General features: G+C 62.3%; 14 protein-coding genes. 6 read left to right on the top strand and 8 right to left on the bottom strand.

Translation table 11 applies throughout. The features are described from left to right. Positions 1–2: 2 nt before the first annotated feature. Positions 3–944 carry a methylenetetrahydrofolate reductase [NAD(P)H] gene (metF, locus tag AC4P1R_RS10260; RefSeq protein WP_492176865.1) on the top strand — a complete coding sequence of 314 codons (942 nt, stop codon included), beginning with the start codon at positions 3–5 and terminating at the stop codon, positions 942–944. A 222-nt stretch (positions 945–1,166) separates the two neighbouring features. Here the strand turns inward: metF and AC4P1R_RS10255 are convergent, their stop codons facing one another. The 6 genes from AC4P1R_RS10255 to AC4P1R_RS10230 all read right to left on the bottom strand — a co-directional run bounded on the left by AC4P1R_RS10255 (position 1,167) and on the right by AC4P1R_RS10230 (position 7,650). Continuing rightward, positions 1,167–1,403 carry a YjiS-like domain-containing protein gene (locus AC4P1R_RS10255; protein ID WP_069461503.1) on the bottom strand — a complete coding sequence of 79 codons (237 nt, stop codon included), beginning with the start codon at positions 1,401–1,403 and terminating at the stop codon, positions 1,167–1,169. 933 nt (positions 1,404–2,336) lie between these two features. Next, complete coding sequence (locus AC4P1R_RS10250) at positions 2,337–3,272, bottom strand: DMT family transporter (protein WP_492176864.1); 936 nt, start codon at positions 3,270–3,272, stop codon at positions 2,337–2,339. A gap of 149 nt (positions 3,273–3,421) precedes the next feature. Further along, positions 3,422–4,618: a lytic murein transglycosylase gene (locus AC4P1R_RS10245; RefSeq protein WP_492176863.1), complete on the bottom strand. Its 1,197-nt coding sequence runs from the start codon at positions 4,616–4,618 to the stop codon at positions 3,422–3,424. A 148-nt stretch (positions 4,619–4,766) separates the two neighbouring features. Further along, a complete protein-coding gene (locus AC4P1R_RS10240) occupies positions 4,767–5,552 on the bottom strand; it encodes a glycoside hydrolase family 25 protein (protein ID WP_492176862.1) in 786 nt (261 codons plus the stop codon). A 182-nt stretch (positions 5,553–5,734) separates the two neighbouring features. Beyond that, positions 5,735–6,403, bottom strand: a complete 669-nt coding sequence (locus AC4P1R_RS10235) for a class I SAM-dependent methyltransferase (protein WP_492176861.1) — start codon at positions 6,401–6,403, stop codon at positions 5,735–5,737. After that, positions 6,400–7,650: a BtaA family protein gene (locus AC4P1R_RS10230; protein WP_492176860.1), complete on the bottom strand. Its 1,251-nt coding sequence runs from the start codon at positions 7,648–7,650 to the stop codon at positions 6,400–6,402. Before AC4P1R_RS10230 ends, AC4P1R_RS10235 begins: the two co-directional genes overlap by 4 nt. A gap of 183 nt (positions 7,651–7,833) precedes the next feature. Between AC4P1R_RS10230 and AC4P1R_RS10225 the strand changes: the two genes are divergently transcribed. Next, positions 7,834–9,213 (top strand): serine hydrolase domain-containing protein, encoded by a 1,380-nt coding sequence (locus AC4P1R_RS10225; RefSeq protein ID WP_492176859.1) that lies wholly within the window; start codon positions 7,834–7,836, stop codon positions 9,211–9,213. Between the two features lie 20 nt (positions 9,214–9,233). Here the strand turns inward: AC4P1R_RS10225 and AC4P1R_RS10220 are convergent, their stop codons facing one another. Both AC4P1R_RS10220 and AC4P1R_RS10215 read right to left on the bottom strand, forming a co-directional pair. Then, the gene (locus tag AC4P1R_RS10220; protein WP_492176858.1) at positions 9,234–10,223 is read right to left on the bottom strand and encodes a transglycosylase SLT domain-containing protein; all 990 of its coding nucleotides are present in this window, start codon (positions 10,221–10,223) and stop codon (positions 9,234–9,236) included. A 226-nt stretch (positions 10,224–10,449) separates the two neighbouring features. Beyond that, on the bottom strand, positions 10,450–11,664 hold the full coding sequence (locus AC4P1R_RS10215) for a pyrophosphate--fructose-6-phosphate 1-phosphotransferase (protein WP_069461511.1): 1,215 nt from the start codon (positions 11,662–11,664) through the stop codon (positions 10,450–10,452). Between the two features lie 329 nt (positions 11,665–11,993). Here AC4P1R_RS10215 and AC4P1R_RS10210 point away from each other — a divergent pair, with 329 nt between their 5' ends. The 4 genes from AC4P1R_RS10210 (at position 11,994) to AC4P1R_RS10195 (ending at position 15,539) form a co-directional block, all read left to right on the top strand. Further along, entirely contained in the window at positions 11,994–12,701 is a 708-nt protein-coding gene (locus AC4P1R_RS10210; protein WP_069461512.1) for a J domain-containing protein, read from the top strand. Next, positions 12,698–13,462, top strand: coding sequence for an N-acetylmuramoyl-L-alanine amidase (locus tag AC4P1R_RS10205; RefSeq protein WP_069461513.1), 765 nt, complete (start codon positions 12,698–12,700; stop codon positions 13,460–13,462). The genes AC4P1R_RS10210 and AC4P1R_RS10205 overlap by 4 nt, the downstream gene beginning before the upstream one ends. Positions 13,463–13,686: 224 nt before the next feature. Further along, complete coding sequence (locus AC4P1R_RS10200) at positions 13,687–14,214, top strand: lytic transglycosylase domain-containing protein (RefSeq protein WP_069461514.1); 528 nt, start codon at positions 13,687–13,689, stop codon at positions 14,212–14,214. 143 nt (positions 14,215–14,357) lie between these two features. Next, on the top strand, positions 14,358–15,539 hold the full coding sequence (locus AC4P1R_RS10195) for an NAD(P)/FAD-dependent oxidoreductase (RefSeq protein ID WP_492176857.1): 1,182 nt from the start codon (positions 14,358–14,360) through the stop codon (positions 15,537–15,539). The last annotated feature ends 49 nt before the right edge of the window (positions 15,540–15,588 follow it).

Genomic DNA, 15,588 nt, shown 5'->3' with positions numbered 1-15,588 from the left:
GCATGGAAAGAACGACGCTTCATCCGAGCGAGCGCGCCGAGATCAGCCTCTCGTTCGAATATTTCCCGCCGAAGAACGAAGAAATGGAAGCGCAGCTCTTTCAAACGGTGGCGGATCTTTCGGCCTTCGCCCCGGCCTTCCAGACCGTGACCTACGGCGCCGGCGGTTCGACAAAAGCCCGCTCCCTGACGACGGCCAGGCGCATGATCGGCGAGATGGGACTCAGCAACACGGCCGCGCATCTGACCTGCGTCGGCGCACCCCAGCCCGAGGTCGATGCAATCATCGAAGAGTTCGTCGCCTGCGGCGTCCGCCATTTTGTGGCATTGCGGGGCGATCCGCAGGGAGGCGTCGGCAGCGCTTACCAGCCGTTTCCGGGCGGATACGAGAACGCTGCGGCGCTCGTCAAGGCGCTGCGTGCGCGCGGCGATTTCGAGATATCGGTGTCCGCCTATCCGGAAAAACATCCGGAAAGTCGTGATGCTGCGGCCGACATCGACATGTTGAAGCGAAAGGTCGACAACGGCGCGACGCGGGCGATCACGCAGTTCTTCTTCGACAATGACGATTTCGAGCGCTACCTCGATCAGGTGCGGCGTGCCGGCATTGAAGTCCCGGTCGTCCCGGGTATCCTGCCGATCAACAATCTATCGCAGGTGATGAAATTCGCCGGGCTTTGCGGCTCGACGGTGCCAGATGCGATCACCTCGCGGCTCGCGCATCTCGATGACCAGCCGGAGGAGAGGTTCCGGGAGGCAAGTCACATCGCCGCCGAGCAGATCGTCGATCTCGTTCGGCGCGGCGTGCGCGACTTTCACATCTACACCATGAACCGCTCCCCTCTCGTCATCGCCGTGTGCGAACTCCTCGGTTATGTCCGTTCGCCGGTGAACGCCCGGGAAATGGCCGTCGGCTCGATCAAGACGGCCGCAGGAGCGCGCTGAAAGACTACTGCATGTCTCCTTTATTCGAACTCGATTTAAGGACAAAGACATGCAGCAATCCAAAGTGCTACAGCGACCATTGCGCGTCTGATAAGACGCGCGGCGCTGTATTGGGGAAGAGCCTGCGGTTTTCTTCCCGCAGGGCCTGACGCTCCATATATGTATGCCGGCCACGACAATCGGGCTCTTCCAACCGTCGTGGCCTCCCGTTGTTGCCCGGTCTCAAATCCTGATGTCCCACAGGAAAGAACCGATTTGCTCGGGCGTATCGTCGCTTTCCGGCAGGCCGATGTCCCGGCGCATGCGATTCGACAGGTGGGAGACATGGCTCGTGGTCTGGCGCTGCCGCCAGGCGGCGCGCGCCAATGCACGCGCAGTCTTCCAGACGCCGAATTGCTGGCACAGGTCATCAACCGTGGCCGTAAGAGTATTTGCAATCAATAATTGTGAATCGCGCATGGTGTTCCGTCCCGACGCGGTAACGCTGCCGGGTCCTCTCGATGGTGAAGAGACGCGCCGATGCGGCAGCGGAAGTCGCGAGACGTCGCTCCGTCAGACGGTCACGTCAGGTCAAATGGGAAAGATGCCGCTTCAGCGGAAATCCAAGGATTACAGTCCCTTGGATGTAAATCGGCTTCCGGTCGATTTATGATGCATCGACGGCAGAATCGCTCCGCAAGAGAGGCGCACAAACACGACAACAGTATCCATCTCACGCCTCCTCTGATTGAATTGCGAGTGTGTGTATCTTACATGAGATTTGCCGTTCGGCAAGTCTCTGCAATTGCGAATTGCAGGCATCATCGGGCTCTGTGGCAAGAGGGCAACATCGTTGGCTGCCGAGCGTCCTTTCGCGCAAAGGACGCTATGGGCTTTCGGATCCACGCCGATGCGCTGGCGATGGCGCCGCCGCCTGAATGCGAAAGCCCATGAACGCATCCACGTCCATGGGCTTCGGTCCTGTTACAGCTCTCTAGGCCGGGTGCTCCTGGAGCGGCCTGCCTCCCCGGATTTGCTGCGATTCTAATTCCGGAAACTTAAGTCCCTCTTCCTTTTTGGACTTTCAGCGGCCCTGCTTCAGACGAAGAGCATAACGGCCACAAACGCGAACGCTGCACTGATCATGAGGACATTCAACGAATGTGTAAGTCCCATAGGATGATCCTCCCTGCGTTGACGGGTAAAACATAGGGCGAAAGAGCGGCAGTTCAAAGCAAATCTTGTGCTGCAGCGCGAAAACAGGTGAACCGGTCGCACATATGCACAGGACTAACTCATTGGTACAAAACAAGAATTTTCGTGCCACATTTTTTTCATATTTACTGCGCGGGAGTTAATATGAACGGCTGTAACGGCGCGTGAACACGCCGGCAGGTCGATCTTTGCGAATCTTCAGGCCGGGCGGCGGCGTCTCAGGATGCGCCCGTCGAGAACCGCCAGGCCGGCCGCGATCAGGGCCATGCCGGCGAAGTCGATCGCCTGCAGCCTTTCTCCAAGGAAGAGATAGCCGAGCAGGATCGCGCTTGGCGGCACCAGCAGGGTCACCAGCGATGTATTGGTGGCGCCCGCCTCCGCCATGATCCGGAAGAAGAGAATGTAGGCATAGGCGGTCGAGACCAGCGCGAGAGCGAGGATTGCTCCCATGGCCGTGATCGGCGGCAGCGGCAAGGTCCATGGCATGTCGGTAAAGGCGGCGACCGGCAGCATGAGGACCGTGGAGGCCGTCAGTTGTCCCGCTGCGGTGACGGTCGGCGTCAGGTCGCGGAAGCGCTTGCCGTAGGTGGCGGAAAGGCCATAGCTCACCGCCGCCAGAACCGGTAGCACGAGCGCCCAGAGGGGAATGTCGCTCGCGCGGCCGAAGAGGTCCGACAGAGCGTTCGGCCCGATAAGCACGATCGTGCCGGCAAGGCCAAGCAGACAGCCGTTGATTTTCGCGGCACTCAGCTTTTCGTCTTCGGTCGCGATGTTGGCGATCAGCACCGTCCAGACCGGCGTTGTCGCGTTGAGGATTGCCGCGAGGCCGGCGCCGATATGGATCTGGCCGAGAAAGATGAAGGCGTGCGGGATAGCGTTGTTGATGAGCCCCATCACGAGGAATTCGCGCCAACGCGCGGTGAGTGCCGGGTAGAGGCCGTGGCGGCCGCGAAGATAGACATGCAATGCAAGAGCGGCGAGAGCGACGCGCGCGAGCACGAGGGTGAAGGGCGGCACATGGAGGACGGCCACGCGAGCGAAGAAGAACGAGCCGCCCCAGATCACGCCGAGCAGCATCAACAGCGCCCACAGGCGCAGGCTCATCTGCGTCTTTCCGGTCTGAACATATTGCATGGGTTGTCTGCCATCGGTGCTCGGCGGACTTGGGGAAGCAGTGCTTATCCCGAGTTCCGGAAAATTGGATTCGTGCAAGCAATAATGGAAGAATGCGGGCGTTGCCACCCGCTTCCTGCGAGAATCAAGAATAGCGCTTCGTTAGCTCGTCAGAGCGCGCTCAACACAGCGGACGTTGCCCAGCCGTCTGCCGGGAGCCCGCGCTTCAATTGCTCCTTTTGCAGGGCGGTGCGGGTGCCGGAACCGAGAATTCCGTCGATCTTGCCGACATCGTGCCCGAGCGCCTGCAGCTTTTCCTGCAGCGCCTTCATTTCCGCGTCGCCGAGCCCCGGCTCCGGATTGCCTGGCTGATAGGGCGGTGCCCCAGCGAGGCGGCTGGCGAAATAGGCGGCCGACGTCGTGTAGATGAAGGATTGGTTCCACTCGAGATAGATGTTGAAGTTCGGATAGGTCAGAAAGGCGACGCCCTTGTGGCCCTGCGGCAGCACCAGCGATGCTTCGAGCGCGCTGTTGGCGGTGTTGCCGTCGCGTGGGGTGACGCCAAGGGCGAACCAGTCGCCCGCGGTCATGCCCGACTGCAGCCCCGTTTTCTCCCAGGGAAGCTGGGCGGGGACGGTCACTTCCTGGATCCAGGGCTGGCCCGCCTTGAAACCGAGACTCTGAATGAATTTCGCCGCCGTCAGGATCGCGTCCGGCGCGCTCTTTTTCACATCGACATGGTGGTCGCCGTCACCATCGACGCCATAGGCGATGATGTCCTCCGGCAGCATTTGAACCTGACCGATCTCGCCGGCCCAGGCGCCGGTGGTCGTCGCGGGATCGAGGTCGCCGTGCTGGGCCATCTCGATCGCGGCGAGAAGCTGCGGCTGGAACATCTCCGGGCGGCGGCAGTCATGGGCGAGCGTCACCAGGGCATTGCGCGTGTTGAAATCGCCCTGAACGGCGCCGAAATCCGTTTCCATCGCCCAGAAGGCGGTTATCACCGGCGCCGGCACGCCGAATTCCTGTTCGGCGCGGGCAAAAATCTCGGCATACTCGCGCATTTTTTTGGCGCCGATATCGAGGCGCGACTTGCTGACGGTGCGCTTGGAAAACTCCGTGAAGGATTGTTTGAAGACGCTCTGGGCGCGGTCGCGGCTTAATACCTTCTGGTCGATGGCGGCACCCGCAAGCGCATGGTCGGCGGCCTCGGCGGGAACGCCCCGGGCGATCGCCTCGGCCTTGACGCCCTCCAGGAAGGTCTGGAGATCACCGCCGCAGGCGACCGGCGCGGCAGTCTGGGTTTGTGCCGCTGCTGTGGTGCTGGCAAGAGCGAGCAGTCCGAGGGAGAGAAGGGCCTTGCGCATCTTGATCCTTTCCATGTCCGGCCGGGTTCTATCGGGCAACCGGCTGCAATGCTGTCCACTGGGAAAATCCGCCGACGCTCTTCCAGAGCATTATGACCGAATGAAGAAATGTGGCGGCAAGACGAGCGGATTTAAACCAGTCTTGCGGCTATCGCGCCTGCGAGACGGCGGCGACCCATTTCTGCCAGTTCCTGGTCGACCCGGCGAAGGCATTGATGTCCGTCCGGCCGTCAATGCCCGGAATGACGCCGGTGCTGGTGTATTGCCAGAATGCCCATCGACGGTCGACATAGATGTCTTTCGGGTGCTTTGCGACGGAGCGTACCCAGAAATGATAGTCGTTGAAGGCGCCGACCAGATTGTCCCGGTGAAAATCGACCGAGGTGTAGATGATCGGCCGCTTGCCGTAATGGGTTTCCAGTCGGTCCATGAACCGCTTCATTTCGGAGCGCACAGTTTCCGGGGCCGGTCGATAGCGGCAGGTCTTCGATTCGCCGTTCCATTCGACGTCGAGCACGGGCGGCAGATGGACAGCGCTCTTCGGCACATTGGCGATGAACCAGTCGGCCTGCGCATCGGCGGACGAGCAGAAATAGTAGAAATGATAGGGCGCGTAGGCGAGACCGACGGCGCGTGCCTGCTGCCAGTATTCGTGGAAGCGGGCGTCGAGCCTGTCCTTGCCCTCGGTGGCCTTGATGAAGGCGAAGGAAACGCCGGAATTCTTGACCTTCACCCAGTCAATATTGCCGTTCCACTTGGAGATGTCGATGCCGTGGATGCTGTGATGGTGCGGGGTACGGTCGCCGAAATCCTGGGGATCGGTATCGTGGAAGCGTGGCGGGATGGAAGCCGTCTTCACCAGGTCGTAATCGGTGGACGAGCAGGCGGAAAGAAGGGACGCGATTGGCAACAGAGCCAGGAGAATCCGGCGCATGAGGGTTCCATTTGGAGACGAACGACGATCCTGCCTCACGCGATGGTTTCCATGTCTGTGCGATGTCCCCCGGGGAGGCTTGCCTCCTTTTCACCATATCATCGTAAAAATTGCGTTAGCTCAAGCAGGAATTGCGGCGCGCGGCCAACTCTGCGCGTCTGTTTGGACGAGCGCGCTCGAGTTCAATCTGTGGCGGGCCGGCGATAGACGGCGAGCCAGGCATAGCCCCTGCCGATCGATTTGAGTTCGAGCGTCGCCCCGCGAATATCCGCTTTCTCGCGTATGACGTCGAAGAGCGTGTCGCGCGGCGAAACATGGAAGCGCCTCAGCCACGCCTGCAGCAGGCGGCGGAAGCCACCCGGCCAGCCTTTCTGTTGGCCGAAATCGGCGATGTGCAGGGAGCCGCCCGGGTTGAGCGCCTCGATCGCCGCCTCGATCGCCTTTTCCCATGCAGGGATCATCGACAGCGCATAGGAGATGACGATTCGGTCGAAGCTCTTTTCGCCAAAGGAGGCGGCATGGAAATGTGTGGCGTCGGCGACGCGCAGCACCGCATCCGGGCGGCCGTGCCGCTTGAGCTTTGACCTGGCGGTCACCAGCATCTCGGCGGAGATATCGAGCCCGAACAGACGCGCCTCCGGATAGAGTTCGCCGATCATGGCGAGGTTTCGGCCGGTGCCGCAACCGATCTCCAGCACAGAGGCGCCGGGTGGCGCCTGAAGGTCACGGATCAGCGTGTCGCGCCCGAAGAGATAGTATTTGCGGGTGAAGTCGTAGATGTAGCGCTGATAGCGGTACATCCGGTCCATGAGCCGCGCATGGTTGTTTTCCGCTTCTTGCACGGCACTCATGCTCTCTTTCGGTAGATATGGAAACCGCCATAGATGGCCGAGCGGTCCTGCGAACCGAGCCGCATGGAGGTTTCCGCATCGTAGTCCCACTGTTCGAGCAGTGCGGCCGAAAGCCGGCCCGGCAGGATGCTGGCTTCCGCCGCCGTGCGGAAGATCACCAGCGCGCCGGCATCGGCCGTGCGGGTGGTCTCGCTCCAGAGGTCGTTCAATTGCCGGTCGCTCATCCAGTCCTGGGCGTCGAGCAGCACGTATCGGTCGACCGAGGCGGCAGGCTTGCGGGCGAGCAGTTCGGTGAAGCTTTCGTGGTGGACGGCAACGCGATCCGCATGATTGCGGATCGTTTCGTATTTCGAGCCCTGCAAATAAGGAGGCAGATCGCCCTCGTGCGGCAGCGGGTAACGCCGGGCGAAGGCTTGCCAGGCAAAGTAGTTTTCACGCAGCGGGAAATGGCAGGTCAGCTTTTCGAGGCGGTGACGGAGCACGGCCGCGAGCGACCTCTCGTCGCTGAGGCTGGCGAGCTCGTCGAACTGCTGCGGCGGAATGCCGAGGCCGAACAGCGAGCTCTTGCGGCTGGTCAACCAGCGGATGACCGGGCGCTCGAAGAGTGGCGCGAGCTTGTCGTCGAAGAATTGCCGCTGTTCGCGCATCGAGCGCGCCCGGACGAAATCCTCCGGATCGATGCCATGCAGCCGTGCGAGGAGATGGCTGGCGGCGATGAAGCGGCCGAGCAGGCCGGTGCGATAGATATTGCGGCCGAAAACGCTGATGCGGCGGCGCCCCGTGATGTCGCGGCCGGTCCAATAGGCGCGGCTGGCGGCGTCGAGCTTCGGCGCGATGAAGAGGTCGAATGCGTCGCCGTTCGTGCGCATGCCGGTGGATGCGAGGAACCGCACCACGTCCTTGTGGCTCGGCAGGTGGCGGAAGGCCGCGAGCTTCAGCCGGTTGAGTGCGATATGATGACGATTGAGGTCGACCACGTCGATGCGGGCCGGGCAGGCGGAAAGATAGGTCAGCACGTTGCAGCCGCCGGAGCCGATTGTCACGATCCGGTGTCCGGAGCGGATCTGCATCGCTTCCATGTCGACGATCGGATCCTCCCAGATCTGGGGATAGACCAGGCCCGAAAAGAGCACCCCGAACAGTCGCTCTGAAAGGCCTGCCAAGGAGAAGGTCTTATGCTGGAGGAGCGCGCTCTTCAGCTTCGTGTTCTTCCTGCCGAAGCCGGCATCGGGTGCGAGGTCCGTCATCTTGCTGCCATCCAAGTTGAAACTGAGCCGCTTCTAAAATGACTCGACTACACTTTGATGACGGGCGCGCGCGCAGTCTGTGCATGACCTTCTCGGAGACGCGCGGCAAATCCGGGACGACCTGCCTATGGGGCTTTCTCTTTTCCGGCAATTCTGGTTTCCTCATGGGGAACAGGAGTGATCATGCGAGGTTTGTCGAAGAAGTTCGGAGCCTTGGCCGTTGCGGCACCGGCAGCCGCCGCCGGCTGGCTGGCGCTCTATCCGCCGGAGCTTCTGAAGGTCGGCGATGGATACGCCGCCAAGATCGTCTGCTCCAATGTCTTTCTCGCCGGGCGCGACCCACAAGAGGTGCTCGCGGTGGATGTCCAGGCCCCCGGCCATCCCTTGCTGAAGTTCGTCAGCATATCCGTCGACCATCACGAGCAGCGCGTGACCGCGCGCATATTCGGGTTCGCCGCGCCCGGCCGTGCGGTCCATCGGCCGGGGCTCGGCTGCATGAACACCGGCAATGGCGTCGCCGAGGCTTTCGCAAATCCGGCGGCTGGCGGAAACGCGGGGTCGAAGGCTGCGGTCGGCGATCCCGAAGCCGGCGATCCCGAAGCGGAATGGCCGGAGGGGGGGCGGGCGGAGATCGACCCAACGATCCAGACCTTTCTCGAGGATCCCGAATTGGCAGGTCCCGGCATGCGCGCCATCGCGGTCATTCGCGATGGCCGCCTTGTGGCGGAGCGCTACGGCCCCGGCATTGATCGCGACACCCCCTTGCTCGGCTGGTCGATGACGAAATCGGTCACGGCGGCGCTGGTCGGCATGCGCATTGCCGAGGGGCGGATGGATTTAGAGCAGGACCGTCTCCTGGCCGAATGGGATCGCGACGAACGCGCCGCAATCAAGCTTTCGGATCTCCTGGGGATGCAAAGCGGTCTGGCCTTCAACGAGGACTACGGCGATGTCACCGATGTGACGCGCATGCTCTTCCTCGAAAGCGACATGGCCGGTTTCGCCGCATCGAAACCGCTCGCAGCGGCGGCCGGCACGAAGTTCAGCTATTCGAGCGGCACCAGCAACATTTTGTCCCGGCTCTGGATGAGGAGCTTCGACGATCCGGCCGCCGCGCTCGCCTATCCTCGCTTGGCTTTGTTCGAACCTCTCGGCATGACGAGCGCGGTGATGGAGGCGGATCAAAGCGGCACCTTCGTCGGCTCGTCCTACATGTATGCGACGGCGCAGGATTGGGCACGCTTTGCGCAGTTCCTGCTCGACGACGGGCGCTGGAAGGGGAGGGCGCTTCTGCCGGAGGGCTACGTCGACTTCATGCGCAAACCTTCCGCAGCCTCCGGCGGCGATTACGGCTCGGGCCAGGTCTGGCTCACGGCGAATGGCATAAGGGCCGGGACGGGCGGGTTCCCGGCGGACAGCTTCTGGATGCTTGGGCATGACGGGCAAGCCATCATGCTCGTTCCCTCTCTTCGCCTCGCCGTCGTCCGGCTCGGCCTCACGCCCTGGCGCGACGGTTATAATGTGCAGGCGCTGAACGCCAAAGTCATCGATGCGCTCGATTGAGCGCGGCCGGGGTCGGGGATTTACTGCAGCCCGAGTTCGTCGAGCATACCCTTGCGCTTGGCATGATAGTAGTAGCCACTGGCATAGAGGCGCACGGCACCGTCGTGCTGATTGTCGGCAACCATCCAGGCACCGCGCAGATATCTGGTCGCGTATTTGAGATTGGTCTCCGCGTCGAACAGGCCCTCGGCGGGGCCCTCATAGCCAAGCCCCTTGGCGGTGTTGTAGCGGATCTGCATCAACCCGTAATTGCCGCGGCTGTAGGCGCGTGGATTGTAATTGCTCTCGCGCTTGACCACACGATGCACGAGTTCGACCGGAAGGCCGTTGAGTTCGGCGTAGTACTCGATCAGCCGGTCGAGCTCGGGTCGGGAACTCGTCGGTGTCCGGGTGAGCTTCAGCGAGCCAGGAATGGCCTTGGCGACGGCATCGACCGCAGAACCGATGACGCCGCTCTTTGGCCGCTCGGTCGGCACGATCATGCGCTTGGCAACGAGAGTTTCGAGGCCGACCGGTTCGCCGGTGTCGAAATCCGATTCCATTGCGGCGGCAATGCCGAGCAGCGGGACGGCCGGTTCGCTCGCCGAGTCGGCGGCGGCGGTCACTTCCGGCGACAGGGGCGCCGCGCCAGTCTCTGCCATGGCCACCTGGATGGCCTGGGCGGGCCGTGCGTCCGGAACCGCGGTTGTCTGCGGCGCGGCGAAGGCAAGCGTCGCATCCGGTGACGATACAGCGCCGGCTTCAGCTACCGCGGCCTCCGTCGCGGTGGTCGAGGTCGCTGCCTCGGCCGCAAGTGTGGCGGATGCGTCGGCCGTTGCACCGACCGGTGCCGGCAGCGCATAGGCCGTCATCTCCGTTCCCGGCTTCGGGATGGGTGTGACCGTCTGCACGGCGGTCAGTTCTTCAAGTGAGGTCCGCTCGACGGTCGAGCACCCGGAGGCAATTCCGATGGAAACCAGTGCAGAGGCCGCAAGCGCCTGTTTCGAAAGGGAGATACGGATCTTCGCCATGCTGTCACTTTCGTGCTTCTGGGCCCCGTAGCCCCTTGCAAATCAGCGGCTGCCGTCCGCTGTGCTCAATCTCCCTTAACCCATGCCGTCCACTGCGGCAAGCAGCGCGGCGATTTCACACCGTCGTTCGAACTCCAATGAGTGGATGATCCGCCGGTGTCGCGTGAGGAATGCCCTCTCCTCGGGTTAAACCCGAGGAGAGGGCATCGCTAACCGTTGCGCGACCTCAGTCTGCCGCCTGCCATTTCTGGCCGATGGTGTCCATCACCTCGCCGAACCATTTCGCCGACGTGTCGAAATGCTTGCCCCCCTTGATGCGGGGGAATTCGATCGTGCGCAGGCGGCCGCCCTGGTCCTCGTCGTGGCCCGTGACGCCGGAAACCTTGTTGAGCGCACTTTCGACCGCAAGGTCGACCATGCTCTGTATGAGGCGCAGGTCGTCGCCATTGGCGGGTGCGGAGCGGGCATAGTAGCCGGATTTCTGCACCATCGCGCGTTCGGCGCCGAGGAGGGCGGCGAACTGCTTTGAGAACCAGTTGCCGACATTGATGGTGTCGATCTTCACATGGCCGAAAGCATCGCGCTTGACCGTCTCGCCGGCCGCCTCGCGTTCGGCAACGATCGCATCGAGGCAGGCACCTTCGCTGACGAACAGCGTCACGAAGCCGGCCCGGTCCATGATGTCGCGCAGGCGCGCGGCCTCCGATTCGAGGTCGAACTTCATCTCCGGCAGGTAGAGGCCGTCGATGTTCTTCAACTGCTCGTTCATCATGAAGCCGTCGACATAGTCCTTGCTGCCGGACAGTTGCATATAGGCGCGTGCCGTCGCCGCGGTCAGCCAACCGCAATGGCGGCCCATCACCTCGTGGACGACGAGGGTGCGCGGGGCGGCGCTCTGCTCGTTGCTGACATGGTCGAAGAAGCGCGCGCCGTATTCGGCCGCCGTCCAGGCGCCGAGCGTCTGGCGAATCGGCACCACGTCATTGTCGACGGTCTTCGGCAGGCCGACCACGGTGAGGTCGTAACCATTGGCGCCGAGATAGGCGGCAAGATCGGCCGCCGTGGTGTTGGTGTCGTCGCCACCGATCGTGTGCAGAATGCTGATGCCGTCGGCTGCGAGCCTGTCGGCGGCGATGCGAAGCGGGTTGTCGCCTTCCTTGACCAGACCGCGTTTGACGCAGTCGGCGGCATTGGTGAGCTTCACACGGCTGTTGCCGATGGGAGAACCGCCGTGGCGATGGAGAAGATGGGCCTTTTCCCGCATCTCCTTCGTGATCTCGATGCGGTCGGCCAAAAGCAGCCCCTGGTAACCGGAACGATAGGCCACGAGCTCGTAGTCGGGCGCGATGTCCGTATAGCGCTCGATCAGGCCGCCGACGGCGGATGAAAGGCAGGGCGCGAGCCCGCCCGCCGTCAGCATTGCGACTTTCTTCTTGGCCATGATTCCTCCTCGGGATTTGGGCGACGGGACCGCACGACGGTAAGCGTTCCCGGAACGCTGCCATGCTCAATGATCCCTGTGATCTAGCGCAAATCGGATGGAAATAAAACGACAGGACTGTGGATCGCTCCCATGGCCTGGCGCCTAGCGGGAAATTCGAGGATGCCCCCGTCGTGTCGCCGTGCGAATTCAATTGCGATTCACGGCCAATTGATTTATTGAGGGGCCATCACAAATTCGTCAATCCATGACGTTTCGCGCGGACAGCCGCTTGCAATTTGCCACCACATCTGGCCATGCTCGGTGGTGGACAGGGAACAATCGCACTCATGACAGTTTGGGACAGCCTCCTCAAAATCGTCACGGCCACCGGCAATGCGCTTGCAGGGGTGGTCGAGGCGGTCAGAACCCTCTTCGAGGGCGATCCGGAAACGCGCCGCAGGGTTGCCTTCTCGGTCGCCATGATCGCCCTTTCGGCGAAGATGGCAAAGGCAGACGGCATTGTGAGCGAGGCCGAGGTCGCGGCTTTCCGGGATATCTTCAAATTCCCGGCGGACCAGGCGAAGAACGTCGCCAGGCTGTATAATCTCGCGCGCCAGGACGTGGCGGGCTTCGAGGCCTATGCGGAGAAGATGGCCTCGCTTTGCGCCTCCTGCGAGCGCAATTGCCCGATTCTCGAGGACATCGTCGACGGACTGTTCCATATCGCCGCGTCCGATGGCGTCGTGCATGAGAAGGAATTCGCATTTCTGCTGCGCGTCGCCGAAATCTTCAGGATGGACGAGGCGCGGTTCCAACGCATCATGGCGCGTCATGTCCATGCCGAAGGACGCGATCCCTACCAGGTACTCGGCGTCTCGCCGAAGGACGATTTCGCCGAGATCCGCAAGCGCTATCGCGTGCTCGTTTCCGAGAACCACCCGGACATGCTGGTTGCGCGCGGCGTGCCGGAGGAGTTTCATGCCATTGCAACGGATCGTATGGCCGCGCTGAACGCGGCCTACGAAGCGATCGAGAGAGAACGCCGCGCCGCATGACATCGACGCGCTGCGACTTCGCCGGTGCCCGTTTCGTGCCGTCACCCAATCATGGGGAGCGCGCGGGCGGGCGCGGGCCGGATATGATCCTTCTCCATTATACCGGCATGGAAACAGCGGTCTCGGCGCTGGACTGGCTCTGTCGCGAGGAAAGCCAGGTCTCCTGTCACTATTTCGTGCATGAGGACGGGCGCGTCGACCAGCTCGTGGCGGAAGATCGTCGTGCCTGGCATGCCGGCAAGAGCCTGTGGAAGGGCGAGGCCGACATTAATTCCTGCTCCATCGGTATCGAGATCGCCAATCCAGGCCATCTGGGCGGGCTGCCGGATTTCCCGGCGGCGCAGATCGCGGCCGTCGTCGATTTGTGTCGAGATTGTGGCGAGCGCTGGCAAATTGCCCCCGAAAGGGTGCTTGCCCATAGCGATGTGGCGCCGATTCGCAAGGTCGACCCGGGAGAAAAATTCCCCTGGAATGCGCTCTTTCGACAGGGGGTCGGTCACTGGGTCGAACCGGCGCCGGTGGGCGGCGGACGCTTCTTCCAGCGCGGCGATCACGGGCAGCCGGTGGAGGCGCTGCAGTCCATGCTCTCGCTTTACGGCTATGGCATTGAAGTCACGGGCAATTTCTGCGAGCGCACCGAAGGCGTAGTGGCCGCCTTCCAAAGGCATTTCCGGCAATCCCGGGTGGACGGGATCGCGGACATTTCCACCATAGATACGCTTCACCGTCTGCTGGCCGGCCTGCCGAAATTCAGCGCATAGGTTGCAAATTTCGATCGCGCTAAATTAGCGCCTTCGACGGCTTTATGCACAAATTTTTTGCGTTGCCACATGTTTACCATGATGGGGCGGTCATTTTCGCCGCGTCAACCGCAGGGGACGCAGGCAGAGACCGGGACCTTGCCAAATAAAAACGATCGGGAAACCGGTCGCGACGGTGGGGTGCGCCGTCCGGCCGGATCCGCAGACCGGAGACTCCAAACTACATGAGAATATCGTCTGTTGCTGCGGTGGCGGCATGCATTGGCATGTTCGTCGCCGGGATGGGTACGTCGTATGCAGGGGGTGTCGACCGAACCATCAAGACCTCATCCCTGAAGTCCGTTACCAGGACCGCAGGATTTCCCACACCTTCCCTTTCGCCGAAATCCTACTATGGCGATCTCATCCACTCCTACGCCAAGCAATATGGCGTTGCCGTCGATCTCGCCCGCGCCGTCGTGGAGGTCGAGAGCAATTTCAATGCAAAGGCACGGGGCCGCGCCGGCGAGATCGGGCTCATGCAGATCAAGCCCGCCACCGCGCGCATGATGGGCTATTCCGGCTCTGCCAAAGGGCTCTACGATCCGGAAACCAATATTAAGTTCGGCATGCTGTATCTGGCCAAGGCGCAGGAGCTTTCGGACGGCAGCACCTGCGGCACGATCCTGAAATACAATGCCGGCCACGGCGCCAAGCGGATGAATCCTGTTTCGAAGGCCTATTGCGGCAAGGTCAAGGCGATCCTGGATTGACCGCCGCACGACGTTGAAAGATCGTCGCGATGCGGAGCCTCGGTTCGGCCGCGATGCAGGAGGTAGCCGGATAGGTCTCGCGTTCCGGTGTACCGTAGAAAATCCACGTGCTATTCCCGCAGGCAAGCAGATCGGGGAAATGCATGTCGGAAAGCTTTGATTTCGTTGTGGTCGGTAAAGGCATGATGGGAGCGGCGGCGGCGCGTCACCTCAGCCTCGCCGGCGCGATCGTTGCGCTCGTCGGACCTGACGAGCCCGAGGACTGGGCAAGTCACGGCGGCGTATTCGCCAGCCACTACGACAATGCCCGCATCACCCGCACGATCGATGCGGACCCGGTCTGGGCGCGTCTTGCCCGCCGCTCGATCGATCGTTATCCGGAAATCGCGGATGCGAGCGGGATGGATTTCTATTTCGAGAGCGGTTGCTTGATCGCGGCTCCCGGCGGCGATTTCGATTATCTCGAGAAGGTCGAGCGCGCCCGCGACAGGATGGGCGTGGAAGCGCCCCTGATCGGCGGTGGCGCACTCGCGAAGCGCTTTCCCTGGTTCCGTTTCGCGGCCGGCCATGCGGGCGTCCACGAGGCAAGCGGCGCAGGCTATATCAATCCGCGTGCACTGGTACGCGCCCAGACCAAGGCAGCGGAAAGACAGGGTGCCCGGATCATCCGCTCCGAAGTGGTTTCGGTCTCGGAAGAGGTGGAGCAGGTGGTCGTGGCCACCGCCGATGGGCGGGCTATCCGGGCGGGGCGCGTACTCGTCGCCGCCGGCGGATTTTCGCTTTCGACGGCCTTGCTGGCGAGGCCGATCGATCTTGACGTCAAGGCGCGCAGCGTCTTGTTCGCCGAGGTCGGCGAAGATGATCTTCCTGGTTTCGAAGGTATGCCGTCGCTGATCGTCGCGGCGCCGGAGCAGGAGAAAAGCTATTACCTGCTGCCGCCCGTTGCCTATGCCGACGGCAAACACTACATCAAGATCGGCGGCGACCCGACCGATCGGGTGCTTGCGGGCGAGCCGGCGGTCCGGGACTGGTTCCGCAGCGGAGGCAGCGCCGAAGCGGCCTCCCATATGGACGGGCTGCTCAGCGAAGTGATGCCGAGGTTCAAGCCGGTTTCGACGCATTTTTCTCCTTGCGTCACGTCGTTCACCCGACACGGCTACCCCTATATCGGCTTTGCCAGCGAACGCGTCGCCGTTCTGACGGGCGGCAATGGTCAGGCCGCCAAGAGCTCCGACGAGATCGGCAGGCTTGGCGCAATGCTCGCCATGGAAGGCCGTCTGAATGCAAGCGAGTACGAGACCGATTTCGCCGTCGCATTTCAGTGAGCCGGCGATCGAGCGGCAGAGAGGCGCGATTTTTCTGGCGCTTGCCGGC

It is taken from the genome of Sinorhizobium sp. Y406 (assembly GCF_058732025.1).
The sequence above is the reverse complement of the archived record's forward strand: the minus strand, read 5'-3'. Positions and strand labels throughout refer to the sequence as shown.

Bases quoted from the DNA above. Each gene is read 5' to 3' on its own strand.
- metF (WP_492176865.1), top strand. From the start codon at position 3: ATGGAAAGAACGACGCTTCATCCGAGCGAGCGCGCCGAGATCAGCCTC.
- AC4P1R_RS10255 (WP_069461503.1), bottom strand. From the start codon at position 1,403: ATGCGCGATTCACAATTATTGATTGCAAATACTCTTACGGCCACGGTT.
- AC4P1R_RS10250 (WP_492176864.1), bottom strand. From the start codon at position 3,272: ATGCAATATGTTCAGACCGGAAAGACGCAGATGAGCCTGCGCCTGTGG.
- AC4P1R_RS10245 (WP_492176863.1), bottom strand. From the start codon at position 4,618: ATGCGCAAGGCCCTTCTCTCCCTCGGACTGCTCGCTCTTGCCAGCACC.
- AC4P1R_RS10240 (WP_492176862.1), bottom strand. From the start codon at position 5,552: ATGCGCCGGATTCTCCTGGCTCTGTTGCCAATCGCGTCCCTTCTTTCC.
- AC4P1R_RS10235 (WP_492176861.1), bottom strand. From the start codon at position 6,403: ATGAGTGCCGTGCAAGAAGCGGAAAACAACCATGCGCGGCTCATGGAC.
- AC4P1R_RS10230 (WP_492176860.1), bottom strand. From the start codon at position 7,650: ATGACGGACCTCGCACCCGATGCCGGCTTCGGCAGGAAGAACACGAAG.
- AC4P1R_RS10225 (WP_492176859.1), top strand. From the start codon at position 7,834: ATGCGAGGTTTGTCGAAGAAGTTCGGAGCCTTGGCCGTTGCGGCACCG.
- AC4P1R_RS10220 (WP_492176858.1), bottom strand. From the start codon at position 10,223: ATGGCGAAGATCCGTATCTCCCTTTCGAAACAGGCGCTTGCGGCCTCT.
- AC4P1R_RS10215 (WP_069461511.1), bottom strand. From the start codon at position 11,664: ATGGCCAAGAAGAAAGTCGCAATGCTGACGGCGGGCGGGCTCGCGCCC.
- AC4P1R_RS10210 (WP_069461512.1), top strand. From the start codon at position 11,994: ATGACAGTTTGGGACAGCCTCCTCAAAATCGTCACGGCCACCGGCAAT.
- AC4P1R_RS10205 (WP_069461513.1), top strand. From the start codon at position 12,698: ATGACATCGACGCGCTGCGACTTCGCCGGTGCCCGTTTCGTGCCGTCA.
- AC4P1R_RS10200 (WP_069461514.1), top strand. From the start codon at position 13,687: ATGAGAATATCGTCTGTTGCTGCGGTGGCGGCATGCATTGGCATGTTC.
- AC4P1R_RS10195 (WP_492176857.1), top strand. From the start codon at position 14,358: ATGTCGGAAAGCTTTGATTTCGTTGTGGTCGGTAAAGGCATGATGGGA.